Origin of the sequence: Vibrio sp. 1562 (assembly GCF_033340155.1) — a bacterium.
In the GTDB taxonomy this organism is placed as follows: Bacteria; Pseudomonadota; Gammaproteobacteria; order Enterobacterales; family Vibrionaceae; genus Vibrio; species Vibrio alginolyticus.
Map to the genome: position 1 here is coordinate 67770 of NZ_JAWOVY010000013.1, position 26031 is coordinate 93800.

23 protein-coding genes are annotated in these 26031 nt (G+C 45.1%); 18 read left to right on the plus strand and 5 right to left on the minus strand.

All coding sequences use genetic code 11. The features are described from left to right. Positions 1 to 2 precede the first annotated feature (2 nt). The 4 genes from yfaE to ubiG all read right to left on the minus strand — a co-directional run bounded on the left by yfaE (position 3) and on the right by ubiG (position 4992). A complete protein-coding gene (gene yfaE, locus R7Z49_RS14710; protein ID WP_005376817.1) occupies positions 3 to 284 on the minus strand; it encodes a class I ribonucleotide reductase maintenance protein YfaE in 282 nt (93 codons plus the stop codon). Then, complete coding sequence (gene nrdB / locus R7Z49_RS14715; protein WP_005376818.1) at positions 284 to 1417, minus strand: class Ia ribonucleoside-diphosphate reductase subunit beta; 1134 nt, start codon at positions 1415 to 1417, stop codon at positions 284 to 286. Before nrdB ends, yfaE begins: the two co-directional genes overlap by 1 nt. Positions 1418 to 1500: 83 nt before the next feature. Continuing rightward, positions 1501 to 3783 carry a class 1a ribonucleoside-diphosphate reductase subunit alpha gene (gene nrdA / locus R7Z49_RS14720; protein ID WP_132936796.1) on the minus strand — a complete coding sequence of 761 codons (2283 nt, stop codon included), beginning with the start codon at positions 3781 to 3783 and terminating at the stop codon, positions 1501 to 1503. 501 nt (positions 3784 to 4284) lie between these two features. Continuing rightward, complete coding sequence (gene ubiG, locus R7Z49_RS14725; protein WP_318111790.1) at positions 4285 to 4992, minus strand: bifunctional 2-polyprenyl-6-hydroxyphenol methylase/3-demethylubiquinol 3-O-methyltransferase UbiG; 708 nt, start codon at positions 4990 to 4992, stop codon at positions 4285 to 4287. Between the two features lie 475 nt (positions 4993 to 5467). On the opposite strand from ubiG, the gene gyrA reads away from it, so the two are divergent. The 3 genes from gyrA (at position 5468) to R7Z49_RS14740 (ending at position 9523) form a co-directional block, all read left to right on the plus strand. Continuing rightward, the gene (gyrA, locus tag R7Z49_RS14730) at positions 5468 to 8179 is read left to right on the plus strand and encodes a DNA topoisomerase (ATP-hydrolyzing) subunit A (RefSeq protein ID WP_017636128.1); all 2712 of its coding nucleotides are present in this window, start codon (positions 5468 to 5470) and stop codon (positions 8177 to 8179) included. Between the two features lie 123 nt (positions 8180 to 8302). Further along, positions 8303 to 8926 carry a tetratricopeptide repeat protein gene (locus R7Z49_RS14735; RefSeq protein WP_165935359.1) on the plus strand — a complete coding sequence of 208 codons (624 nt, stop codon included), beginning with the start codon at positions 8303 to 8305 and terminating at the stop codon, positions 8924 to 8926. Between the two features lie 42 nt (positions 8927 to 8968). Then, positions 8969 to 9523 carry a hypothetical protein gene (locus tag R7Z49_RS14740; protein ID WP_132936793.1) on the plus strand — a complete coding sequence of 185 codons (555 nt, stop codon included), beginning with the start codon at positions 8969 to 8971 and terminating at the stop codon, positions 9521 to 9523. A 130-nt stretch (positions 9524 to 9653) separates the two neighbouring features. Here the strand turns inward: R7Z49_RS14740 and nrfA are convergent, their stop codons facing one another. Continuing rightward, a complete protein-coding gene (nrfA, locus tag R7Z49_RS14745; protein WP_132936792.1) occupies positions 9654 to 11081 on the minus strand; it encodes an ammonia-forming nitrite reductase cytochrome c552 subunit in 1428 nt (475 codons plus the stop codon). 450 nt (positions 11082 to 11531) lie between these two features. On the opposite strand from nrfA, the gene nrfB reads away from it, so the two are divergent. The 15 genes from nrfB (at position 11532) to R7Z49_RS14820 (ending at position 26025) form a co-directional block, all read left to right on the plus strand. After that, positions 11532 to 12134 (plus strand): cytochrome c nitrite reductase pentaheme subunit, encoded by a 603-nt coding sequence (gene nrfB / locus R7Z49_RS14750; RefSeq protein WP_053306575.1) that lies wholly within the window; start codon positions 11532 to 11534, stop codon positions 12132 to 12134. Position 12135: 1 nt separating this feature from the next. Then, a complete protein-coding gene (nrfC, locus tag R7Z49_RS14755) occupies positions 12136 to 12822 on the plus strand; it encodes a cytochrome c nitrite reductase Fe-S protein (RefSeq protein ID WP_017636123.1) in 687 nt (228 codons plus the stop codon). Beyond that, positions 12819 to 13790, plus strand: a complete 972-nt coding sequence (gene nrfD, locus R7Z49_RS14760; protein WP_005386801.1) for a cytochrome c nitrite reductase subunit NrfD — start codon at positions 12819 to 12821, stop codon at positions 13788 to 13790. The genes nrfC and nrfD overlap by 4 nt, the downstream gene beginning before the upstream one ends. 9 nt (positions 13791 to 13799) lie before the next feature. Then, positions 13800 to 15707: a heme lyase CcmF/NrfE family subunit gene (locus tag R7Z49_RS14765; RefSeq protein ID WP_104975450.1), complete on the plus strand. Its 1908-nt coding sequence runs from the start codon at positions 13800 to 13802 to the stop codon at positions 15705 to 15707. Continuing rightward, positions 15685 to 16218 (plus strand): DsbE family thiol:disulfide interchange protein, encoded by a 534-nt coding sequence (locus tag R7Z49_RS14770; protein ID WP_054577026.1) that lies wholly within the window; start codon positions 15685 to 15687, stop codon positions 16216 to 16218. The genes R7Z49_RS14765 and R7Z49_RS14770 overlap by 23 nt, the downstream gene beginning before the upstream one ends. Then, positions 16205 to 16615 carry a heme lyase NrfEFG subunit NrfF gene (gene nrfF / locus R7Z49_RS14775; RefSeq protein ID WP_085569796.1) on the plus strand — a complete coding sequence of 137 codons (411 nt, stop codon included), beginning with the start codon at positions 16205 to 16207 and terminating at the stop codon, positions 16613 to 16615. Before R7Z49_RS14770 ends, nrfF begins: the two co-directional genes overlap by 14 nt. Positions 16616 to 16761: 146 nt before the next feature. Next, a complete protein-coding gene (locus R7Z49_RS14780) occupies positions 16762 to 16938 on the plus strand; it encodes a hypothetical protein (RefSeq protein WP_020480909.1) in 177 nt (58 codons plus the stop codon). Between the two features lie 271 nt (positions 16939 to 17209). Further along, positions 17210 to 17806 (plus strand): GTP cyclohydrolase II, encoded by a 597-nt coding sequence (locus R7Z49_RS14785; RefSeq protein ID WP_025767283.1) that lies wholly within the window; start codon positions 17210 to 17212, stop codon positions 17804 to 17806. Positions 17807 to 17980: 174 nt separating this feature from the next. Continuing rightward, positions 17981 to 19243 (plus strand): imelysin family protein, encoded by a 1263-nt coding sequence (locus R7Z49_RS14790; protein ID WP_186584863.1) that lies wholly within the window; start codon positions 17981 to 17983, stop codon positions 19241 to 19243. A 92-nt stretch (positions 19244 to 19335) separates the two neighbouring features. Continuing rightward, entirely contained in the window at positions 19336 to 20718 is a 1383-nt protein-coding gene (locus tag R7Z49_RS14795; protein WP_104979495.1) for a di-heme oxidoredictase family protein, read from the plus strand. Positions 20719 to 20728: 10 nt separating this feature from the next. Next, the gene (locus R7Z49_RS14800) at positions 20729 to 21766 is read left to right on the plus strand and encodes an imelysin family protein (RefSeq protein WP_186584864.1); all 1038 of its coding nucleotides are present in this window, start codon (positions 20729 to 20731) and stop codon (positions 21764 to 21766) included. Then, positions 21747 to 22829, plus strand: coding sequence for a DUF1513 domain-containing protein (locus tag R7Z49_RS14805; RefSeq protein ID WP_186584865.1), 1083 nt, complete (start codon positions 21747 to 21749; stop codon positions 22827 to 22829). Before R7Z49_RS14800 ends, R7Z49_RS14805 begins: the two co-directional genes overlap by 20 nt. Positions 22830 to 22982: 153 nt before the next feature. Further along, positions 22983 to 24524 (plus strand): murein L,D-transpeptidase, encoded by a 1542-nt coding sequence (locus R7Z49_RS14810; RefSeq protein WP_186584866.1) that lies wholly within the window; start codon positions 22983 to 22985, stop codon positions 24522 to 24524. 166 nt (positions 24525 to 24690) lie between these two features. Then, positions 24691 to 25239, plus strand: coding sequence for a DUF882 domain-containing protein (locus R7Z49_RS14815; protein WP_031778936.1), 549 nt, complete (start codon positions 24691 to 24693; stop codon positions 25237 to 25239). Positions 25240 to 25368: 129 nt separating this feature from the next. Then, positions 25369 to 26025: an MBL fold metallo-hydrolase gene (locus R7Z49_RS14820; RefSeq protein ID WP_005376855.1), complete on the plus strand. Its 657-nt coding sequence runs from the start codon at positions 25369 to 25371 to the stop codon at positions 26023 to 26025. The last annotated feature ends 6 nt before the right edge of the window (positions 26026 to 26031 follow it).

Here is a 26031-nt window from a genome sequence, read left to right on the forward strand (position 1 = left end):
CGTTATGCGCGCTGCTTTTCTTTCATCGCGTAGTTAACGCCGCTAAGTGACAAATCTGATTTTGCTTTACAGATACAAGGTAATATTTCATCACTTTGTGTGTAAGCCATGGCAAAACCAACATACTCCACTTCACCAGACTCCAATTTGCAGCGACAGGCGCCGCAGTGCCCATCACGGCAGTTGTATTCTGGTAATAGGCCAGCTTGCTCCATTGTTTCCAAAATCGTATTGGAAGGGTTGGATTCAATGCTGATCAGTTTGTTGATTTTGAGTGTTGCCATTACAGCTCGAATCCTTCGAAGTCATCTGCGCGAACTTCATTGTCAATTTGACCCACAAGGTAAGAAGAGATTTCTGCTTCTTGAGGCGCAACTTGAACGTTATCTGAAGACAACCAAGCGTTAATCCATGGAATTGGGTTAGTTGTTGCTTCTGGATACGCTGCTGGTAGACCTACCGCTTGCATACGAATATTTGTGATGTATTCAACGTATTGGCTTAGGATGTCTTTGTTTAGACCGATCATAGAGCCATCTTTGAATAGATACTCTGCCCACTCTTTTTCTTGCTCAGCCGCTTCTTTGAATAGGTCAAAACAGTCCTGTTTTGCCTCTTCTGCGATTTGCATGAAAGTGAAGTCATCTTGACCGTTACGTAGCAGGTTGATCATGTGCTGCGTGCCGTTTAAGTGAAGTGCTTCGTCACGAGCGATCAGCTTGATGATTTTCGCGTTACCTTCCATTAGTTCGCGTTCTGCGAAAGCGAAAGAACATGCGAAACTGACGTAAAAACGAATAGCTTCTAATGCGTTAACAGACATCAAACAGATGTACAGCTTCTTCTTAAGATCGTACAGACTAACCTTAACCGTTTCACCGTTAAGGACATGCTCACCTTCACCGTAGCGATGGTAATCATTCGTCGCTTGAATCAAATCGTCGTAGTAGTGCGCGATGTCTTTTGCACGCTTCAGAATGTGCTCGTTCTCAACGATATCATCAAACACCACCGCAGGGTCGTTCACGATGTTACGAATAATGTGTGTGTAAGAACGAGAGTGAATCGTTTCAGAGAAAGACCAAGTCTCAATCCAAGTCTCTAGTTCTGGCAGAGACACAAGCGGCAGCAGTGCCACGTTAGGGCTGCGGCCTTGGATAGAGTCAAGAAGCGTTTGGTACTTCAAGTTAGAGATGAAGATGTGCTTCTCGTGATCTGGCAGTTTGTTGTAATCGATACGGTCGCTAGATACGTCTACTTCTTCTGGACGCCAGAAGAAAGAAAGTTGCTTCTCGATAAGTTTTTCGAAAATCTCAAACTTTTGTTGGTCGTAACGTGCAACGTTTACTGATTGACCTAGGAACATTGGTTCCTTCAATTGGTCATTCTTTTTTTGGTTAAAAGTACTGTAAGCCATAATGCCTCAATTCCTTTTAAACCTCCCCGTAAGGGGGAGGTTATCGATAGTCTGTCTTTACGGGTTCGCTAGGTACGGGAAGATTAAATCTTACAACCGCCGCCAGCACAATCGTCATCTTGTGGTTGAACAGCGTCTTTCTGTTCATCTTTCGCGCCATCACGAGTGTTGTGGTAGTAAAGCGTTTTCACACCAAACTTATACGCTGTTAGCAGGTCTTGAAGTAGTTTCTTCATTGGAACCTTGCCAGTCTCGTAACGTGACGGGTCGTAGTTAGTATTAGCAGAGATAGCTTGGTCAACAAACTTCTGCATAATACCCACAAGGTGTAGATAACCGTCGTTCGAACCGATATTCCAAAGCAGTTCATAGCTGTCTTTAAGTTCTGTGAACTCTGGTACAACTTGCTTCAGGATACCGTCTTTCGAAGCTTTTACTGAAACGTAACCACGTGGTGGCTCAATACCGTTAGTTGCGTTTGAAATCTGAGAAGAAGTCTCAGAAGGCATTAGTGCAGTCAGTGTTGAGTTACGTAGGCCGTACTCCATAATTTCTTTACGTAGGCTGTCCCAGTCGTAGTGCAGCGCTTCGTCACAAATTAGATCGATATCTTTCTTATACGTATCAATCGGCAGTAAGCCTTTCGCGTAGTTCGTCTCGTCGAATGAAGGACACTTACCTTGCTCTTTCGCCAGTGCTACAGATGCTTTCAATAGGTAGTACTGCATTGCTTCGAACGTACGGTGAGTTAGGCCGTTCGCGCTACCGTCAGAGTATTTCACGCCATTCTTCGCTAAGTAGTAAGCAAAGTTAATCACACCAACACCTAGCGTACGACGGTTCATAGTCGATTTGTATGCCGCTGGTAGAGGGTAATCTTGGTAATCAAGCAGTGCATCTAACGCACGAACAACAAGATCGGATAGCTCTTCGAAATCATCTAGAGACTTGATAGCACCTAAGTTGAATGCAGAAAGCGTACACAGTGCGATCTCGCCTGAGTCATCTTCAACGTTAGTTAATGGTTTCGTTGGCAGTGCGATTTCTAAACATAGGTTCGACTGACGAACTGGAGCGACTTCAGAATCAAATGGGCTGTGAGTATTACAATGGTCCACGTTCTGGATGTAGATACGACCCGTTGATGCACGCTCTTGCATTAGCAGAGTGAACATTTCAATCGCTTTAACCGTTTCTTTCTTGATTGAAGGATCGTTCTCGTACTTCACGTATAGACGCTCAAACTCTTCTTGGTTTTCGAAGAATGCGTCGTACAGACCAGGTACATCAGATGGTGAGAATAGCGTAATATTGCCGCCTTCAACTAAACGTTGGTACATCAGTTTGTTTAACTGAACACCGTAGTCCATGTGACGAACACGGTTTTCTTCAACACCACGGTTGTTCTTAAGTACCATGAGTGAGCGTGCTTCACCGTGCCACATTGGGTAGAACACAGTAGCTGCGCCACCACGTACACCACCTTGTGAACAACATTTTACTGCTGTTTGGAAGTACTTGTAGAACGGAATACAACCAGTGTGGAATGCTTCACCACCGCGAATCTCTGAGCCTAATGCACGGATACGACCTGCGTTGATACCAATACCAGCGCGCTGAGATACGTAACGAACAATTGAGCTTGCTGTTGCGTTAATAGAATCAAGACTGTCGCCACACTCGATCAGAACACATGAGCTAAACTGGCGAGTAGGGGTACGCACGCCAGACATAATTGGCGTAGGTAGAGAAATCTTAAATGTCGATGTCGCATCGTAGAAACGTTTGATGTAATCAAGACGCGTCGCTTTTGGATATTTCGCAAATAAGCACGCTGCTACAAGGATGTATAAGAACTGAGCACTTTCGTAAATTTGGCCCGTAACACGGTTCTGTACGAAGTACTTACCCTCTAGCTGCTTAACTGCCGCGTATGAGAAGTTTAGGTCGCGTTTATGGTCGAGGTACGCATCAAGTTCGTCGAGTTCTGCTTTTGTGTAGTCTTCTAGAATATGTTGATCGTACTTACCCATATCGACGAGGCGAGACACGTGATCATAAAGCGTTGGTGGCTCGTATTGGCCATACGCTTTTTTACGCAGATGGAATACCGCTAGGCGAGCAGCTAGGTATTGGTAATCCGGAGTCTCTTCAGAGATCAGGTCTGCCGCAGACTTGATGATTGTCTCGTGAATATCTGTCGTTGTGATGCCGTCGTAAAACTGGATGTGAGCGCGAAGTTCTACTTGAGAAACCGAAACATTATCTAGACCTTCTGCAGCCCAAGTGATAACGCGGTGGATTTTATCCAGATCGATACTTTCTTTACGGCCATCACGCTTGGTGACGGTAAGTTGTTGGTTCATTCTGCTTTATTTCCCTAAGAAAACTGATAAAAGCCGTATTTTTGTTTGTTTATGTGCAATATGAGTAAAGCTTGCGGCGGCTTTGTGATCAAAGTCTATCTATATATTGTCGCTTAAACACAACATATAGGGGTTCATTTGTTTGCGGGTTACAAGATAGTGCTATTACACTGATTTATCAAGGTACAGATCGGGGATGACTTGTGGATAACTGACAAAATGAAAAAAATCAGTAAGTGAACACTAACCGATGAGAAAAGGGCAGACTTGAATGGTTAAAAGTACGGTTTCGAGATCGGTTTAGAAATAACCGCATGCAAAAATATTTTCCTTGATCTTTGGCCGTTTTTATCTACGAAAAATGGCTTGGTCAAAATGGAATCTAGAGCACGAATTTTAGCCATAAAAAGACAAAAAAAGCGGCAACTTTGTGCTACCGCTTCCGATTCATTTTCTTTAAAAAATGTCAATCACAAAACACATTTTTTAACGCAACAGCGTTCAGTATTTTTTAGTATGAACGATGTAGTTTACATCTACATTACGACCGAGTTTGTAGCTGTCATTTAGAGGGTTGTAATGAAGCCCAGTAATGCCCATTTCCGTCAGGTCAGTTTGGTCTATCATCTTCATCATTTCGGCTGGCTTGATAAACTTATCGTGCTCATGAGTGCCTTCAGGAACAATATTAAGAAGCTTCTCAGCACCGACAATAGCAAATAAGTACGACTTAATGTTTCGGTTCAAAGTTGAGAAAAACACGTGACCACCGGGTTTGACTAGCGCAGCACAAGAGCGGATAACGGAGAGAGGATCTGGAACGTGTTCAAGCATCTCCATACAAGTCACGACATCGTAAGTTCCTGCGTTTTCTATAGTGTGGTCTTCTATTGTGCTCTGAATGTAGGTCAGTTGAGTACCTGTTTCTAATGCATGTAGTCGCGCGACTTCTAATGGTTCTTTACCCATATCAAGCCCCGTCACAATAGCGCCTTCTTTTGCCATGCTTTCAGCAAGAATGCCACCACCACAGCCGACATCAAGTGCGCGCTTGCCAAACAAGCCATTTGCTTTTTCAAGTACATAGTTCAAACGAAGTGGGTTAATTTGATGAAGTGGCTTAAACTCGCCTTCTAAATCCCACCATCGAGAAGCCATGTCCTCGAATTTCTTAATTTCACTTGGGTCGACGTTTTGTGCTTTAGTCATAATTGGTTTTATTGCATTCAATCTGAGTCCTTTAGAGGGCGCCAGTATACTCCAACGTTTTACACCCAAACAACCTCGATGTGCTTAGTTAAGGGACAATGACAGAGTTCACTGGCGCGGCAATCGAGACAGGTGCCTGTAATTTGTAAAGCGCTAACTATTGTTTTTGGTTCATCCTTGAACTGGTGCCAGTGATAATAACTCTAAAACCTGCATTTTCGCGTTGTGTGGTTAAAGGAATTTACCTCGCTTTTCCGCGTAAAGGGTCCGATTTTGCTCAATATTGACCGAAATATAACCACTAATCAGAAAGATATGGGATGAGTGTGCAAATTCTCGACATTTGATTCATAACCAAGCTCACAACCTGATAAAAGGAGAGGGAAAGTGATGCCGAAGTGATGAATTGTGTGTTATATTTTTGCACCTTACACGTATCGTAATTACGATCAGATAATAGAGGGATAATGGCTCTATGAGCGATTTAGCTAAAGAGATCACGCCCGTAAACATTGAAGATGAGCTTAGAGGTTCATACCTAGACTATGCGATGTCAGTCATCGTGGGTCGTGCTCTTCCAGATGTGCGTGATGGCCTAAAACCAGTACACCGCCGCGTTTTATTCGCGATGAACGTACTAGGCAACGATTGGAACAAACCATATAAAAAATCAGCCCGTGTTGTCGGCGACGTAATCGGTAAATATCACCCACATGGTGATAGTGCTGTGTACGACACAATCGTACGTATGGCTCAGCCGTTCTCGCTTCGTTACATGCTGGTCGATGGTCAAGGTAACTTTGGCTCGATCGATGGCGACTCTGCTGCGGCAATGCGTTACACCGAAGTTCGAATGGCAAAAATTGCCCATGAACTATTGGCTGACCTAGACAAAGAAACCGTAGACTACGTACCAAACTACGACGGTACTGAGCAGATCCCAGCGGTTCTTCCAACTAAAATTCCAAACCTATTGGTTAACGGTGCTTCTGGTATCGCAGTAGGTATGGCAACCAACATCCCGCCTCATAACCTTGGCGAAGTGATTGATGGCTGTCTTGCATACATCAATAATGAAGAAATCACTATTGATGAACTAATGGATTACATTCCTGGTCCTGATTTCCCAACGGCGGCGCTTATCAGCGGTCGTAAAGGCATTGTAGACGCGTACAAAACAGGTCGCGGCAAAATCTACATGCGTTCGAAAGCGGACATCGAAGTGGAGAAGAATGGTAAAGAGACCATTATCGTCACTGAAATTCCTTACCAGGTGAACAAAGCTCGCTTGATCGAAAAGATCGCTGAGCTAGTTAAAGATAAGAAAGTAGAAGGTATCAGTGCACTGCGCGACGAGTCAGATAAAGACGGTATGCGCATTGTTATTGAGTGTAAGCGCGATGCTGTGGGCGAAGTAGTTCTAAACAACCTTTACGCTCAGACTCAGCTGCAAACCACTTTCGGTATCAACATGGTGGCCCTAAACAATGGCCAGCCACAGCTATTCAACCTAAAAGATATGTTGAAGTGCTTTGTTGATCACCGTCGTGAAGTTGTGACACGCCGTACTATTTTCGAACTGCGTAAAGCGCGTGAACGTGCTCATATCCTTGAAGGTTTAGCTCTAGCGCTTGCTAACATTGATGAAATTATTGAGCTTATCCGTAAGGCACCTACACCGGCTGAAGCAAAAGCGGGTCTTATCGCTCGTGGTTGGGATTTAGGCAACGTTTCAGCAATGCTAGAGCGTGCTGGTACAGATGCTGCGCGCCCTGAATGGCTAGAGCCTGAATACGGTATTCGTGATGGTCAGTACTTCCTGACTGAGCAACAAGCACAAGCTATCCTAGATCTACGTTTACATAAACTAACAGGTCTAGAACACGAGAAGATTCTAGGCGAATACAAAACACTTCTAGAAGAAATCGCTGAACTCATGCATATCCTTGCGAGCACTGAGCGTTTGATGGAAGTGATCCGTGAAGAACTTGAAGCGGTTCGTGACGGCTTTGGTGACGCTCGTCGTACAGAAATCACAGCTGCGAGCCATGATATTGACATGGAAGAGCTGATCGCACGTGAAGACGTTGTGGTTACTCTATCTCACGGTGGTTACGTTAAGTACCAAGTACTGAGCGACTACGAGTCACAGCGCCGTGGTGGTAAAGGCAAGAGTGCGACTAAGATGAAAGATGAAGACCATATCGAGCGTCTTCTAGTGGCGAATACCCACGATAACATCTTGTGTTTCTCTACTCGTGGTAAAACATACCGCCTGAAAGTTTACCAATTGCCTCTAGCGAGCCGTACTGCGCGTGGTAAGCCAATCGTAAACATCCTTCCACTCGAAGAAGGTGAGCGCATTACCGCGATTCTACGTGTTGATGAATTCTCTGAAGACAAATTCATCTTCATGGCAACAGGTGACGGTACGGTTAAGAAAACGCCGTTGAACCAGTTTGCAAACGTACGTTCAAACGGCCTAATCGCTGTGAACCTACGTGAAGACGATTCGTTAATCGGTGTGGATATCACTAACGGCGAAAATGAAATCATGCTGTTCTCTAAAGCGGGTAAAGTGGTTCGCTTTAAAGAAGCAGAAGAGATTCCAGTACTTGATGAAAATGGTAAACCAGTTCTTGATGAGAATGGTCAGCCAGAGATCAAGTTTAAAGGTGTTCGTCCTATGGGTCGTACCGCCTCTGGTGTTCGTGGTATGAAACTGGCTGAAAATGACCAAGTTGTATCACTTATTGTTCCTTCGCACGAAGGCGACATCCTAACGGTTACAGAAAACGGTTATGGTAAACGCACAGCACTTAGCGAGTACCCGACAAAAGGTCGTGGCACTCAAGGTGTAGTTTCTATCAAAGTTTCTGAGCGAAATGGCCCGGTAGTTGGTGCTATCCAGGTTGTTGAAGGTGATGAAATGATGATGATCACCGACGCTGGCACGTTAGTACGTACTCGTGTGGGTGAAGTTAGCCAAGTTGGTCGTAACACACAAGGTGTAACGCTTATCCGTACTGCGGAAGATGAATCAGTTGTTGGTTTGCAACGTATTGAAGAAGTTGATGATGAAGAGCTGCCTGCTGATGAAGATGCAGAAGCGTTAGAGTCAACAGACGAAAATACGCAGCAAGACGCTCCAGCTGCTGATGATGCAGAGGAAGGTAACGAAGAGTAATCTTACATCGTTATCCTGATATGAAAAGCCGAGCCTTAGTTGCTCGGCTTTTTTGTATCTGTATCAACGCATTTAAAGTAAGAAATGCGTACACTGACGTTATCTTTGTTTACAGGACGTGTTATGTCTGTTTGGTTTTTCGCTGCCATCACTCTGATGGGGCTGTTTATCGTACTCTTATCACTGAGTGCATCAAAAGTTAAACCCGCTCAATGGTTTGGCTTTTGCCTGTTAGTATTTGTCGTGACGAGTGCCAGTTTCTTATTGCTGCATCAAACTCCGCCTAAACCAATACAAGCGGAAATGTCACGAATGATGACTGCTCGTGACATCATGAAAGAGATTCAAGACCAGTTGCGTGAAGATCCGAACAACGCTGAATTGTGGTTCCAACTCGGGCAGGGCTACCTGCTAGAGGGGGAATTTGATGGCGCGCTGATTTGTTTTGATTACGCGATCCAACTGACTGAGCCAGTCAGTGCCACGCAACTTGCCGCAAAAGCGACGACCTTGTACTACATTCACCAGCAATCAATGACGCAAGAAGTTAGCTTGCTTTTGGAGCAAGCTTTGCAGATAGAACCGCACAATGAAGCCGCTTTGTCTTTGATCGCAAATGATCATTTTCTGTCATTCCGATTTCAGGAAGCGATTGATGCCTGGGTACTATTATTAGATTCTAATGATCCAAATTTAGATAGGGTGCAAATCATTAACTCTATTAACAAAGCAAAAGAGCTGTTGTAAGCGTACAATTTAACAAGCAATAGAGGGAAAGGTGGGCAACGAATGAAAAATAAAGCACTAAGCATATTGGTTTTGCTGTGCGGCTCTGTGCTGGCGGGTTGTAGCTCTTCCGATCATTCTGGCTCTTCCTCTACGGTTTATTATTCATCGGGTTACTACGACCCGTGGTGGTACGATCATGACGACTACTGGATTTATTACTATCCGGGCTGTTGCGATAACGACGATGAATACAAAGAGAAACTGGAAGAGTGGTGGAATGGTTTAGATGAAGACCAACAGCAATCCATCAAAGACAAAATCGAAGATTGGAAAGACGACGATATGTCCGCCAATATCGATAACATGAAACGCCAACTCGACGATCATTGGCAATCATTGCCTGACGAGCAAAAGCAAGAGATTAAAACCAAATGGGAGAATCGTCCGGAACGTATTGAGCCAGCGACTTTACAAGACAAAGCGGTAAAAGAAAAGGTTCAACAAAGAAAAGCATTACCGGAAACGAAGATCCAGCGTCCAGTTGCTCGTCCAAATGTGCAGATACCTAAAGCACGTCCAAATATTCAGCCTAGACCGAGGCTTCCTCGTCGCTAGTACGTTCGATTTTGTCTCTCGATAGAATCGGGGATGAAGAAATAAAGATAACAAAGAAACAAATAAACAAAAAAAAGGGGCGTTCAGTACGCCCCTTGTTGTATCTATAAGTTAACCGTTGCCAGTTAGACTAATACGTGGCTTCGCGTTCAGCTGCTGCTTTATCCCACTCTGGCGCTACTGTTTCTAGGAAGTGTTTCTTGTCTGCGTTCATCTTATCCATATCCATGCCCAGTGCTTGTTGTGCTTTCGCTTTGGTCGAGATATCTGGAATTTGAACAGGGTCAGTAATGCCTTTGGTTGCCAGTAAACGAACCAATTTGGTACGGGCGTCAGCAGCGCGGTCAACTGCAGTACCTAGTACTTCAAGTGCTACCTCAGGAGCATGCATGTGAACACCGTGAGAAGCAATCGCGTAGTCCCAACGCCATTGTGCATGGCGAATATCTTGTAGGATAGGTTCCATCTCTGCTTCTGTTGCACCTGCTTTCCACGCTGCTCCTGCTTCAAAGTGTGCCGCTACGATTTGCTTCTCGGCGGTTAGCTTCATGTTCAGTACTTGCGCTTTGCGAGTCGAGACGATGCCTTGTAGCTGCTCTTTAGTTTGGGTATGGCATTGCGCACAGGTGTCTTCAAAACGATCAAATGGGTTACCCACTTTGTGGTCTGTGTACACCGTACCGTCTTCTTTGGTCACTTTAGGCATGTGGCAGTCCACACACACCACTTTGTTTTTACCATGAATACCCGCTCTCCAAGTTTCGAAACCTGGATGTTGCGCTTTTAGCATCGGCGCTTTAGATACGGCATGCGTCCAATCTTTGAAATTCAACGCGTCGTAGTATTTCTCCATGTCATTAACGGTGGTGCCCATATCCCATGGGAATTTAACCGCTTTAGTTGGGCCGGTGAAGTAGTATTCAACGTGACATTGAGCGCAGACCGATGCTTGCTTATCTAGGCGAGACTGTTCATCAAAGTTTTTACCAATAGTATCAAAAGCACGCTCGACGTATGGGCGAGTCAGTGCTAGCGCAGGTTCGCCTTTCTTGAAGGCTTCAGAGCCTGTGTTGTGGCAATCGGAACAACCGATAGGGTTGACGATTTCTGAGCCTAAGCGTGCCCATTTACCTTCGAAATAACCGTCTTCACCACGTTCATCAATCACGCGAGCAACGTCTGGGCTTTTACAGCTCCAGCACGCCATCGGCATAGGCCCGGACTTCTCGTCGGTTGGTGCGCCGGTACGTAAGGTTTGGCGAACATCATCAAGTGCGTAAAAGTGACCGCGCGCTTTGTTGTAGTCTTTCGCGAAGCCATAACCTGCCCACAGGATAACCATGTTTGGGTCTTCACTTAGAGCATCTTCAATGTGCTCACTTTCGGATGTTGCTTTCCAAGAATGGTATTGATCAGAGTGGTTCTGTTCAAAGACATCGTTACGAGGATCGATAAAATCCTTCTCTTCTGCCGCTAACGGAGCGCCGACCAAAAATAATTGGCTGGCGAATAAGGTCGCAACCGCAATAGGTGCGCTCATCCAGTGTTTTATGCTCACAGTGTTATCTCCATATTCGTTTTTATTAGCAGCGTTGTGAGGAGCTATTCCAAATAAGAACTGGAGATCTACGATTAATAATATTGCTTAATTGGATAGATGAAATAGTGAGTGAATCTTGTCTTGTTTTAGATCAATTTACACCAGTGATCTCAGTCATGTTTGAATTTATATACCTCTAAAGTGGTAGTTGTTAAGTCATTGTTCTGCAATGCTTTGGGTTTTTAACCTTTTTAAAAATAGGGTGATTTAGTTCGCTTTTTGAGCAGGCGTTTCTACCCCTTATGAATAATAGAGGTATTATAAATATAGGTTTAGCGTTGTGGCTTTCCGAAATAAGAATTGATGTCATTTGAAGATCTAAAAAATATCTTCAGAGGAAATTAATTGTCGCTCAAATAAATAATTGAGAATAGTTATCAATTATTATCGAGCTAAGGAAAGAACAATATGGGCAATATAAAATTGACCATAGAGACAATGCTGAAACTTCTCTTCGTCTTTGCCATCTATGGTTTCTCCATCGCCGCCCATGCGACTTCTTCAGAGCCGATTGAAGGTGCTCAAGCTGAGCGTCATCAAGTCGAGTTGATCCGTGACCGTGACTACAAGTGTCTGCAATGTCATAAGGATGCAAAAGAGACTCTGAACCTTTCGCATGACCCGCAAGCTCTACTCAGCCAAGGGAAGCAACTTAATTGCACCAATTGCCATAGCAACATTGGTCCCGACCATCGTGAAGGTGCGCCTGATGTGATTAAGTTTTCTGCCGCGCAATCGAAAGAGGTACACGACAAAGTGTTCCTTGATCCAAGCATGATTCTTAAAGCCAACGGCCAATGTGTGGATTGCCACGCACCGACACAGCTGAGAGAAAGCCACTGGACGCACGATGTGCACGCCAAAAACCTCACTTGTTCAAATTGCCACGATGTACACGCAGCGAAAACCAAAGCGTTGTCGTACGACAGAAAACAACTGATCAAGCAGTGTGTGGATTGTCACTCTGAATTTGCCGTCGAACCTGAACTTGCCAAAGAAGAGGAGAGATAGCATGAAATGTTCGAGAAGAAACTTTTTAGCCGGCAGCGGCGCGTTGATTTTAACTACAGGCGTTGCAGGCACTTCCGTTGTTAGCTCCTCTCTCTATGCCAGCAACAGTGAACAAGCGAAACGCATGGGTATGGTTCATGATGAAAATGCCTGTATTGGCTGTACCGCTTGTACCGATGCTTGTCGCGAAGTAAATAAAGTCCCCGAAGGCGTAACGCGACTTAAAATTCATCGCAGTGAACCGATTGGCGAATTTCCAGATGTGGAATACCAGTTTACTCGCGAATCCTGTCAGCACTGTGATAACCCACCATGTGTGTACGTTTGTCCAACAGGCGCTGCATACAAAGATGAAGCGACCGGCATCGTGGATGTGCACAAAGAGAAATGTGTCGGATGTGGTTATTGCCTTGCCGCTTGCCCTTACCAAGTGCGCTTCTTTAATCCAGTCGATCACTCTGCGGATAAATGTAACTTCTGCCGTGATACCAACCTAGCGCAAGGTAAACAGCCAGCTTGCGTGGAATCTTGCCCAACAAAAGCACTCATCTTTGGTGATTTGAATGACCCAACTAGCGAGGTGAGCAAAGCTATCGAAAGCCATGTTGTCTATCGCGATAAATCGCATTTAGGTACGCAACCTAAACTGTACAAAATTCCGCATAGCAAAGGGGAGGTGTCATCATGAACGGCTTCGAAAGTGCATTCCACTTTGACTCGTTAGTCTGGGATTGGATCATCGCGATTTACTTATTCCTTGCTGGGATGTCAGCAGGTGCGGTGATGATTTCTATCTATTTAAAACGCAAAGTGATTGAAGGTGATCCCGCAAACAACGGCATCATGAAAGCGATGGCTTGGCTTGCGCCATTTGGCATCATTGCTGGGTTGGCAATTTTGATTTTCCATTTAACCAAGCCTTTAGAGTTTTGGAAGATCATGATCTACTACAACCCAACGTCTGTGATGTCGATGGGCGTGATCTTGTTCCAAGTGTACATGCTGGTGCTGTTTGTTTGGATCGGCGTTATCTTCCGCCATCAAATCATCAGCTTTTGTGAGGGTAAGTTACCGAGCAAACTGTTGGATTTTGCCGATGGCATTTTGATTAAGGCGGGGAAAGCCAACAACGCAATTGAATTGTTCTTGGGCTTCTTAGCCATCGTGCTTGCAGCGTACACTGGCTTTCTATTGTCTGCATTGAAGACTTACCCAATGCTAAACAATCCAGTACTGCCAATCTTGTTCCTGTTCTCTAGTTTGTCCTCGGGTGCAGCGGCATGCTTGATGTTCGGCATCTTGGTGTTTAAAGAGTCGACCAGCAGCCCAAGTGTGTCTTGGGTGCACGGATTTGAACGCCCTGTAGTGTTGTTTGAGTTGTTTGTCTTAGTGACATTCTTTACTGGACTGATCTTCAGCGGTGGTCAGAACGAAGTCGCGGCTTGGAATGCTATTTCGAGTGGATTCTGGGCTCAATGGTTCTGGGTTGGCGTAGTGTTCATCGGCATGATTACGCCTTTGACTCTCAATTGGTTAACGCCTTCAGAAGTGCGCCACAAAGGCAGTTACGTTTTTGTGGTCACGACGTTGAGCTTGGTTGGCGTACTTATGCTACGTACTTTCATTCTCTATGCCGGTCAAATGACCATAGTGTAAGGGGGAAAAATGGAGGCTGAGCTAGGGTTCTTCTTACTGATATTGGTGGCTGTAACATCGACTTGTGCATCGTTGCTGCATTGGCTACGTCGTGCTATGGGTAAGAAGGCGACATTGCCGCATCAAGTCGCGATGTCCCACATCATTAGCTTAGCTTCCATCATTTGTTTAGCACTTCTGATCGTCTGCTTCGTGCAAGACAACTTCGCGTTGGAATATGTTGTTACGCATTCCAACAGTCAACTTCCCGTGGCGTTCAAAATTGCTGCCGCTTGGGGTGGGCACCAAGGCTCCATGTTGTTTTGGGTCGTCACCTTGAGTTTATGGGCGTCGTTTATTGCATTTAAGTCACCGCTCAACGCCCAATATACTTGTGACTGTTTAGGAATCATGAACGTTCTTATTGCGACATTTGCTTGGTTCACGTTAATGACCTCTAACCCGTTCGAGTATGCCCAAGTATTGGCGTCGGAAGGACGAGATCTAAACCCAATGTTGCAAGATGTTGGGCTTATCATTCATCCACCATTGCTTTATCTCGGTTATGTCGGTTACGCAGCAATATTAGCTTTTGCATTAGCAGCGCTATTGGGTAAACAACCGATGAGCGATTGGTATGTGGTTGCTCGAAGCGCAGCGTTTTTTGCATGGGGAACGCTCACGTTGGGTATCTTGGTGGGATCATGGTGGGCGTACAATGAGCTAGGGTGGGGCGGCTGGTGGTTTTGGGACCCTGTGGAGAACGCTTCTCTACTCCCTTGGCTTACTGGTACTGCTTTGTTGCACAGCGGTGTTGTCGCAACACGTAACAGAGGCGCAATTTGGAGCACCTATGCACTGGCGTTTGCTACGTTCAGCCTAAGCATTTTAGGGACATTCGTGGTGCGCTCTGGCGTGCTGACTTCAGTGCATGCTTTTGCGGTGGACCCAACTAAGGGTTTAGTGCTGCTTGGTGTATTGAGCTTGCTTATCATCATCACTTTTGGCGTATTGATTTTGCGAGGAGAACAACTCCCTCGCTTCAAACTTCAATCTCTAGCGAGCCGAGCTTACACTGCTTACATCGCCAAAGGGCTGCTGGTTATTGCGACTGCTATCGTTTTTCTTGGCACTTTTTATCCGATGGTTTATCAACTGCTCGGTTTAGGGAACATTTCAGTTGGCGCACCTTATTTTAATAGTCTGATCTTCCCATTAAGCATACTGGCTCTGATTTCCTTAGCTTTCACGCCGCTGCTGAAATGGACAAAAGGCACAGTGCCGAGTGTAAGCGCTGATATTGCGATCAGTATTGCGTTATCTCTTGTCTCTGGGATCGGGTTTATCTTCTTAGTGCACGCACTGCATTTCGAAGTATTGCTAACCATAACGTTGGCTACTTGGGTGATTGCGGCGCATCTCGTTATGCTGTTTCGTTGTTCCAATAAGCGCAAACTCATGCCAATCGTGATGGCACATATCGGTTTTGCGCTGGCGGTGAGTGGAGCTGTATTCAACAGTCACTACTCATATGAACACAATTTACGTGTCGAACCCGGCAGTTCTCAACAAAGGGCGGGGATCACTATCGATTATCATGGTATCGAATGGCTGGTGGGGCCAAACTACACCGCTGAACAAGGACAGATCACCTTGCACTTGGAAGATGGCCGCATGCTCAATTTCAACCCGCAAAAGCGTCATTACCCTGTGCGAGTGATGAATATGACCGAGCCTGCGATTCGTTCACTATGGCATGGCGATTATTACGTGACATTGGGTGACAAAGTCGACACTCATGCTTATGCGATTAAAGTTCAGTACCGCGCAGGCATTTGGTGGATATGGTCTGGCGGGCTATTAGCTGTGTTTGGTGCGCTATTAACAGGCCTAAAGAAAAGGAGAGAGGCTATCAATGCGATCGAGAAATACGCTTAAACTCGCAGGTCTCGTTGTGGCTGTTGCCGTGTTTGCTGTAGTTACTGCGGTGGCCTTGTCTGAGCGACCACATGTCGAATTGTCCCCACAACGAAATTTAGAGACACCTAATTTTCGCTCTACTTCTCTGATCTCTGATGACATAGTTTCTGAGCAATTGTTCAAAAGCGACGGATATAAATTATTGAATGTTTGGGCATCTTGGTGCGGGGTATGCAAGCGAGAGCATGAAGAGTTATTGCAGTTAGCAGAACTCGGTGTGCCTATTATTGGGCTGAATTATAGAGATCAAAAACAAGCTGCCCGTGAATATTTGAGCTCTAAACGAAACCCATATATTGAAGTAATTAGTGACCCTAATGGAAAGCTCGCTGTGGAGCTAGGTGTTATAGGAACGCCGGAAACTTACTTGATTGATCAAAATGGTCGTATATTGATCAAATATCGTGGAGAGCTAACGGCAGATAAATGGAACGATATATTTTCAGGATACTTGAATGTTTCGATTTAATAATCTTCTCCTCACTTTAATCCTATTTATACTATTTTCTCCTTTCACGAGAAGTGCGGATTTAGAACAGAATGTTGATCTGTTTGATTTTCATTCTGTTGAAGTGCAACAGCGTGCAACCTCGCTAGCCAAGACATTACGCTGCCCGCAGTGTCAAAACCAAAACCTTGTCGAGTCTAATGCACAGGCGGCCAAAGACCTGAGGTTGAAAGTGTATACGATGGCCAATGAAGGCAGCTCAGATCAAGAAATAAAGGACTATCTAGTTGCTCGTTATGGGAATATTGTTCTGTATCAACCACCATTAAATTATTCCACGGCGCTGTTGTGGATCTTTCCTGTGCTATTTTTGATCTTTTTTGTCTTATATTCGATCCGAATGGTGAAGCGTAATTAATGTGACCGTTATTCCACTATTAAAAATAAATTGTGCACTTAACAAGCAGAATGTTATCATTTTTCCGAATTTATGAAGTTTCCAGTATAAAGAAAATAAAAATTTTGAGCTGGATAAGTAATAAAAGAACGAAATAGGTGCACGCAGTGGATTCAGTTATATTACAACTTAAAAAAGACTTCTATTCGCAGATTCGTGCATTGCAATCACCGAACCTGCCTCAAGTTACTTCAACGCTCGCCGTGTTGACCGACGAGGAAATCCAAGAACTCGAAGCAGTTTGGATTGAACTCGCCGTTTGGAAGCGCAGTCAGACCCATTAAAAGATAGACCAAACGACCTTCTTGAAACCCCAGACAAAATTTGTCTGGGGTTTTTTATTGTAGTTTTTTTAAATTGTTATAATATAACAATTGTTCAGTTGGAGAGTGTTTCTCTTTTGCTGTCTTGAGTGGATAACTGCCCTCAATTGTGATCTCTATATTGCAAAATGCGGTATCAGTCCCCATAGTTGAAGAGCAACGAGTAAATCCCATGAATGCAATAACGAAAACGCATCAAGCGCATCAAGCAATAAATCGAGTGAGTATAGATATGGCGGAAGTACGTGCCAGAGTAGATTTTAAAGTCGGGGCAAAAAGTAACATTGATGCCGAAATTCTGTCTTTCCATGGTCTGAAGACAGACAAAGAGCATGTTGCTATTATCTTTAAACAAGCGGACCAAACTCAGGACATGCCTTTAGTTCGTATGCACTCTGAGTGTTTGACAGGCGATGTGTTTCACTCTTCACGCTGTGACTGTGGTGAGCAACTAGAAGAGACGATCAATCGCATGGGCGAGTCCGGTGGTATCATCTTGTATCTCCGTCAGGAAGGTCGTGGTATTGGTTTGTACAATAAGATCGATGCATACCGCTTACAAAGCCAGGGCATGAACACGTACGAAGCTAACAACCATTTGGGCTTTGATGATGACCTGCGTGATTTCACAGAAGCAGCACAAATGCTAGAAGCTTTAGGCGTGAATAAGATCCGCCTCGTGACGAACAACCCTAAGAAAATTCGTGAGTTATCTGAGTACGGAATTGAAATTGGCGAGGTTGTCAATACCTCTGCACATATCAAAGATGGCAACGAAAATTATCTGAAGGCAAAAGTCTCTCACGGAAAACATGACCTAAAGGTTTAATCCTAAAGATAAAACTGACAATAAAGCCTGTGAAAAACCTCATTTTTATGAGGTTTTTTTGTATCTGGAGTTGCAAATAAATTGTAAATTTGTATTATCTCGAGACTAAAGTGCAAATAAGAATAATTAGCACTACTAATACGATAATTGAAAAGCTCAACAAGGATGCTTCAGATGAATGCAAAAAAAGTTTTAGTCCAATCTATTGCTGCATCACTCCTCATTGCCAGTGGTTCTACCGTTGCTGCCACAGTAACTAAACAACAAGTAGTCGAACATTACGCGGACGTTGCCCATGCTGTGTTTGCTGATTCAGTAACAACAGCGAAGGCGCTTGACGTAAAAATCGACGAATTTCTAAAATCACCATCAGCGAAAAAGCTTGAAGAAGTAAAACAAGCTTGGCTAGATTCTCGCGTGCCTTACCAACAGTCTGAAGTTTTCCGTTTTGGTAACGCGATTGTTGACGATTGGGAAGGTCAGTTAAACGCGTGGCCACTTGATGAAGGTCTGATCGACTACGTAGCAGCGGACTACCAATACGAATTGGGTAACGAAGGTGCGGCTGCAAACATCATCGCAAACACAAGTCTGCAGATTGGTGCTTCTAAACTGGACGTTTCAAAAATTACGCCAGAATTACTAGCAGATTTAAACGAAGTAGGTGGTTCTGAGGCAAACGTTGCATCAGGTTACCACGCGATTGAATTCTTGCTTTGGGGCCAAGACCTAAACGGCACTAACGCAGGCGCAGGTCAACGCGCTTACACTGATTTCGTTGTGGGTTCTGAGTGTACGAATGGCCATTGTGAGCGTCGTGGAGAGTACCTAAAAGCAGCCGCTGATCTACTGGTTCAAGACCTTGAGTGGATGGAAAAGCAGTGGTCTGCTGAAGTAAAAGGTAACTACCGTGAAGAGCTACTGAACGACTCAGCGGACAATGGTCTACGTAAGATGCTATTCGGCATGGGTTCTCTTTCTCTAGGTGAGCTAGCGGGTGAGCGCATGAAAGTGGCACTAGAAGCGAACTCAACTGAAGACGAGCACGATTGTTTCTCAGACAACACGCATAATTCTCACTACTACAACGAGCAAGGCATCTACAACGTTTACACAGGTACATACAAAGGTGTAAACGGCAAAGCGCTATCTGGTCCAAGTATTGCTGATCTTGTTGCTCAAAAAGATAAGAGAGCCGCGACCGACATTCAAAAGCAGTTTGATACAACACGTAGCCAAGTTGGTGAGCTAGTGACTTCTGCAGAGAAGAACAACCAGCACTTTGACCAACTTATTGCAGCGGGTAACGCACAAGGCAACGCGCTAGTAAACGACACCATCATGTCGTTGGTAGCACAAACCGGTGCGATTGAGCGTGCGGCAAGCATTGTCGGCATCGACAGCCTAAGCCCTGATACTGCTGACCACGAGTTTTAATAAGAAAACCATAATAAATAAGGGCTCTTTGTGAGCCCTTTTGACGTTTGAGCTCGTTGTTATCACCCTTGTTGTCTATGTAGAGCAATGATATGAAGCCATACCTAATTTCTGCGCTAGCCGCGATCCTTTCTTCTTCTGCCATGGCTTATGATGTTAAGTCTGGTGGCAAAACCAGTGTTAAAAAAGACGGCGCGAATGCCTATTCTCTTCCTGCTGCTAACTTGCCAATGAGCAAACGCCTCGATTTTAGCGTCGGTAACAGCTTTTTCCGCAACCCTTGGGTACAAGCGCCAGCGTCAACAGACGCTCGTGATGGCTTAGGCCCGCTTTTTAACACCAATGGTTGTCAGAATTGTCACATCAAAGACGGTCGTGGTCATCCGCCAGAGAAAGATGATTTACATGCAGTGTCTATGTTAGTGCGCTTAAGCATTCCTGCGATGACGCCAGAACAAAAGAAAGCTTACATCAAAGATGGCGGCATACCTGAGCCGACTTATGGTGGCCAGCTTCAAGATTTCGCCCTGCAAGATCAAACGCCAGAAGGCAAAATCGAAATCACTTACACCGATGTCCCAGTGAAATTTAAAGACGGTACGACGGTGACGCTAAGAAAACCTCATTTGAACATTACCGATCTGGGTTACGGCGATATGCACCCTGATACCGAGTTCTCAGCACGCGTGGCACCGCCAATGATCGGCCTTGGTTTGTTAGAGAGTATTCCCGACGAAACGCTACTTGCTTGGGCTGATGAACAAGATGCCGACAAAGACGGTATCTCAGGCAAAGTCAATAAGGTGTGGGATATTGAGAAGGACGACTTCTCGATTGGTCGTTTTGGCTGGAAAGCAGGACAACCGACGCTAATGCAGCAAAATGCAGCAGCATTTAATGGTGATGTGGGTCTTACGAGCCATTTATTCCCAAATGAAAACTGTACCTCGAAACAAAGCATTTGTGACGACATGCCAAATGGCGGCAAACCAGAAGTGAGTGAAAATATTCTCGACTTCGTAGAGTTTTACAGCCAGCACTTAGCTGTACCTATTCGCCGTAATGTCAATGGCCCTAACGTGAAACTTGGCAAGCAAATCTTTGCTGCGTCTGGCTGTGAAAGCTGCCACAAGACCAGTGTTAAAACGGCGAAACGACCAGAGTTACCAGCGCTTTCTGAGCAGCTTATCCACCCATACACCGACATGCTTTTGCATGACATGGGTGAAGGCTTAGCCGATAACCGTCCGGAATATCAAGCAAACGGCCGCGAGTGGCGAACAGCACCGCTATGGGGCATTGGTTATACCGAAGAAGTAAACGCACATACTTACTTTCTACATGATGGCCGCGCTCGTAACCTGATGGAAGCGGTGTTGTGGCACGGCGGCGAAGCTGAAACGGCGAAACAAAACGTCTTAGCACTGAACAAAAAAGAACGTGACGCATTGATTGCGTTTCTGAATTCTCTATGAGGAAGCAACCATGAAAAAAACACTATTAGTGAGTGCGATTGCCGCAACGTTAAGTTTGGTTGGTTGCCAATCGACCATCGGTTCGAGCGTTGCCAAGCCTGAGAGTACAAGTCATATTTCTCAAAGCGTGTACGAGGTCGAGTTTCAATCAGCTCAGACGTTTTTAGCGCAAACCACAGAACTTGAACAACGCTTCGCAGGTTACTGCGCATCAGAGTCGAAAGATGATGCACAAGTAAAACAGCAGTGGCATCAAACGATGCTTGCGTGGATGGCATTACAAGGTCAAGAACGTGGCCCTGCTACGGCGCTGGAGCAAAGCTGGAATGTTCAGTTTTGGCCAGATAAAAAGAACACTACTGGTCGTAAAATGTCTGTATTGACGAAATCTGACCAAGCTTGGAGTGCAGAAGATATCTCCACCCAAAGTGTCACCGTGCAAGGTTTAGGGGCTCTGGAATGGCTGCTTTACGATAAAGCGTCGACCTTATCTAGCAACAGCAATACTTGTGTGACAGGCGTAGCGATTGCAGAAAACCTCGATAACAAAGCGCAGATCATCGCGGATTCTTGGGCAGAGAACCCTTGGAAATCGCTAGAGATGACGGAATGGGAATCTGAGTACATTTCACTGCTCTCGAATCAGCTTGAATACAGCATGAAGAAGTTGAGCCGACCGCTAGCGAAGATTGGTAAGCCTCGCCCGTATTTCTCAGAATCGTGGCGTTCAGAGACCTCGCTTTCAAACTTAAAAGCCAACCTTCAAGGGATGGAAGCGTTGTACTTTGCTAACGGGAATGGTTTAGATGCGCTACTTAGAGAGCAAGGCCATGCAGATCTCGCAGACCGTGTTGTTCATCAATTTGGAATGGCGTTAGAAACTTGGCCAGAAGATAAGAGCTTGTTTGTTGCACTACAAACAAAAGAAGGCTATCGCATGGTGCTCGCTCAGTACAATAAGCTAGAGCAATTGAAGTACCTGATTCACGAAGAAGTGGCGATCGAGCTTGGCGTGGTTATAGGATTTAATGCAACCGATGGTGACTGATCAAACCCGCCGAAACTTACTGAAAGCCGCTCTATTCGGGGCGGCTACACCTATGATGCCATTTGGTTGTGCTTCAACAAGCTCACGTGAGCCTGCGTTGATCGGCTGCTCTATCATTGGCCGAGATAAATATGCAGCGGTTGTAGCGGATGAGCATGGTATGCCGCTATCTTCATTGCCGATTCCTGAGCGTGGTCACGGTGTAGCAACAAACCAACAAGGCCACGCCGTAGTCTTTGGTCGTCGGCCAGGTACTTTCTTCATGGTGTTTGATTATCGTTCAGAGCAGATGATCAAACTGCAGCTAGCAAAACCAAACCGCCATTTCTATGGGCATGGCGTTTACTCCCATGATGGCACGTTGCTATTTGCCACTGAAGGGGAGAGGGGGACAAGTCGTGGGATCATTGGTGTTTATGATGTGCAGAAGCAATATCAAAAAATCGATGAGTTAACGGGTTTTGGCCTTGGCCCTCATGAAGTGATCATGATGCCTGATGGCGCACTAGCGATTGGCGTCGGTGGCGTACACACCAACGGCCGTGAACCTCTCAATCTTGATAGCATGAGACCGAGTCTGAGTTACCTTTCACAGGAAGGGGAGCTATTGGATCAAGTGTCTTTACCGGATCATAAGTTGAGTATTCGCCACTTAGCCCATGACGGTGCGGAAACCGTGCTTTGTGGTCAGCAATATCGTGGTGAGCCGGACGAGTATCCAGCTTTGATCGCCATGCACACACGCGGTGGTGAAATGCAAGATCTTCAAGCCGAGCCTGAAGAGTGGGCGCGTTTCAATCACTACGTTGCGAGTATTGCAGCAACCGATGAATGGATCTTAGCCACTTCGCCTCCGGGCAGTTGTTATGGTATATGGTCTAAATCTACTGGCAAATTGGTCGAGCTAAGTGCGTTACCAGACGCTTCTGGTGTTGTGGTCTATGGCGATGAGTTCCGAGTCAGCTCTGGGGCGGGAAAAGTGGTAGAGCAAAAGCCCGAAGCGTCAAAAAATACCTTCGCAAGCGGTGTGCAATGGGATAACCATTGGTCGAGAATTATCTAGAAAGATCATTGAGTAATTACTTATAGAGAGTTTTGTTGTCGTTTTCGGCATCAGATTCTTAATTTTAAACCTGCAAGCTGTGAGATATTTGCCATACTTTTTATTATGGCAAGTAGCGCAAGGATCATTTCAGTGTTTGCTAGGGTTTTAATCATGACGGCACTTCTGGTGCCGTTTTGCAGCTTTTCCACCGTCGTTTCTCTCGAAGCTTCAGCGCAAGTCGAGCAAGAGGGAGCGGTACAAAAGCTGTCTGTAGAAAAAATGATCCATTATCCAGAGGTGATTGATCAACTGTATCAAAGCACCAATTACCGTTTGAACTGGGAAAATGAAAGTGATATTGAGCAGTTTCTTTTTCAAGTAAACCTGGTTGCACTTGCGGATGTCACCGATGAATTCGAAAATCAACTTCACCGGATAAACCAAGTAAGGTGGCAGGGAGATAATCTCGACTTCGATTTAGTGATGACAGATTCACTCTTGATGTACCTTAGTTATCTTGAGCAACTCCCCGAAGAAGGGATTAATTGGCTATTTACAGACAAAGCCCATGTTACGTTACCCGCTCCTAGCATCGATACTTTATCGGTTCTGAGTAATGAGATTACGGTTGGCAAACTTGGTCAGTTTTTGGCAAGTCTCCGGTCTCCATTACAAACAGATGATGCTTTCTACTCCACCTATTCTTCGCTATCGGAACATTCTCAGTACCAATATCCTGCCTATCAACAAACTGGGCTAGCACGTGTTGGCGATATATTAGAAAACAGACCCCTATTGATTGAGCGAATGGAGATCGTAGGCGTAGATGTTTCTTACTTGGATTTAGTCACTGAAGAATATGACGAACAATTAGAGCTTGCGATAAAAGAGTTCCAGCGTATTCATGGTTTGAAAGAAGATGGCGTTATCGGCCCGAATACCATTCGATGGATCAACTTTTCTCCTCAAGAGCGATTGCATCTGTTGGCGTTGAATTCTGAGCGTTCAAGAATTTGGTCGAAAGAAAGGGATAATGTTGTCTTTGTTAACGTGCCTGGATACGAAGTCACGTATTGGCATGACGGTCAACCCTTGTTTGAGTCTAAAGTCGTGGTAGGGAGAGCATCAAGAAAAACGCCCATCATGTCGGTAGCACTGGATTCAGTTATTCTCAACCCAACTTGGAACGTGCCTTGGACTATCATGGTTAAAGACATTATTCCTAAAGTAAAACGTAATCCGATGTATTTGATTAACCATAACATTCAAATCATTCGGTCTTGGACTTCGAATGAAATTATTGACCCTACAACCATCAATTGGGCAACGGTGAATCCGAGAACATTTCCTTATCGTATGCGACAGGCGTCGGGCTTACAAAATGCACTGGGATTGTACAAGTTCAATATGCCTAACCCACAAGCTATTTATTTGCATGACACGCCAAGTAAGAACTTGTTTGAACAGGACAGACGCGCATTCAGCTCAGGATGTGTTCGTGTAGAACATGCAGACCAGTTAGCAGAACTTCTGTTCAAAACTCAGGGGTTGGAAGAACGTTTAGCGAAAAAGCGAGAAAGTTCTCGTCGGTCTAACACGTCAGTTCCTTTGGGAGAGCGCATTCAAGTACACATCATTTATCAAACAGCATGGTTGGAAGAGGGAACGCTTTACTACCGTGATGATATCTATAAGTACGATCACCGCAGTTGAAATCTTTAAGGAAAATTTACAAAACGAAGAATTCTCTTTTCGTTCAATAATTAAGCAATAATTACTGCATCTGAAAATCAAGATGGAGCGTTTTATGCATTTGACGTGACAAATGTGTTTGGTTAATGTCCACGACTTGTCTAGTTGTTGAGCACTGTATTTTGAAATGGTAAGTCGTAACTTTTCCCGCCGAGATTTCCTTAAAATGACCGCTGGTGGTGTGGTGTTGGCGTCTGCCCTGCCATCATTTTCTTGGGCTTCACTCCCTGACGAGCCACGTGCGCTGGCGATGAACAATCTTAATACTGGAGAGATCCTCGAAACATGCTATTTCGATGGAAAACGATACATTAATGATGAACTTCAAAGGCTGAATGAGTTTTGTCGAGACCATCGACGGAATGAGGTTCATCCGATGGATCGACGCTTGTTCGATCAAATAAGCCAAATTCAAAAGTTAATTGGTACAGAAGCAGAGGTGATCGTCATTTCAGGTTACCGTTCTCCTGCCACTAACGCCTCGCTGCGCAACGGGTCTTCTCGTGTAGCGAAAAAGAGCATGCACATGGAAGGAAAGGCCATTGATTTTCGTTTAGACGGCGTGAAGCTTTCAACGGTTCGTGATGCTGCATTAAGCCTAAAAGCCGGTGGCGTGGGTTATTATCCAGGTAGTAACTTTGTTCATATCGATACGGGAGCTGTTCGTTCCTGGTAGTGCTAGTTGAGACAAGGTTTCTAGTCTCAGAACGTCGTCGATTACCCACAGTTCAAAGCTTGAAGTCGCTAGGCCTTAGTGTCATAGTTGCGGCAGTTTTCATGCAAATTTATTCGGTATAGGTTATCTATGGCTCTGAAATACCAAGTTGTTCCAGTAACATCTTTCTCTCAAAACTGTTCTATTGTCTGGTGTGACGAAACCATGAAAGGTATTGTGGTTGACCCAGGCGGCGATGAAAAGCAGCTCGCTATGCTTATCAAAGAGCTGGGTGTTGACGTGGTAAACCTAGTGCTAACACACGGTCACTTGGACCACGTAGGTGGCACGGAACCGCTGTCTGCACTGCTTGGCGGTACAGAGATTGTTGGTCCTCACAAGGCAGATAACTTCTGGTTGCAAGGTTTGGAAGGTCAGAGCCAAATGTTTGGTTTCCCGCTGACAGAAGCGTTTGAACCGCACCAATGGCTAAATGAAGGTGACACTGTCACTTTTGGTAATCAAGTGCTGAACGTATTCCACACACCTGGTCATACACCTGGTCACGTTGTGCTTTACAGTGAAGAAGCGCGTTTAGCGTTTGTGGGTGACGTTTTGTTTAACGGTAGCATTGGTCGAACTGACTTCCCACAAGGTGATTTCAATACGTTGATTAGTTCTATCAAAGAGAAATTGTGGCCTTTAGGCAATGATGTCACGTTTGTCCCTGGTCACGGCCCTCAATCGACTTTCGGTCATGAGCGTAAAACTAACCCGTTCGTTGCTGACGAGATGCCGCTTTACTAAAAGTGC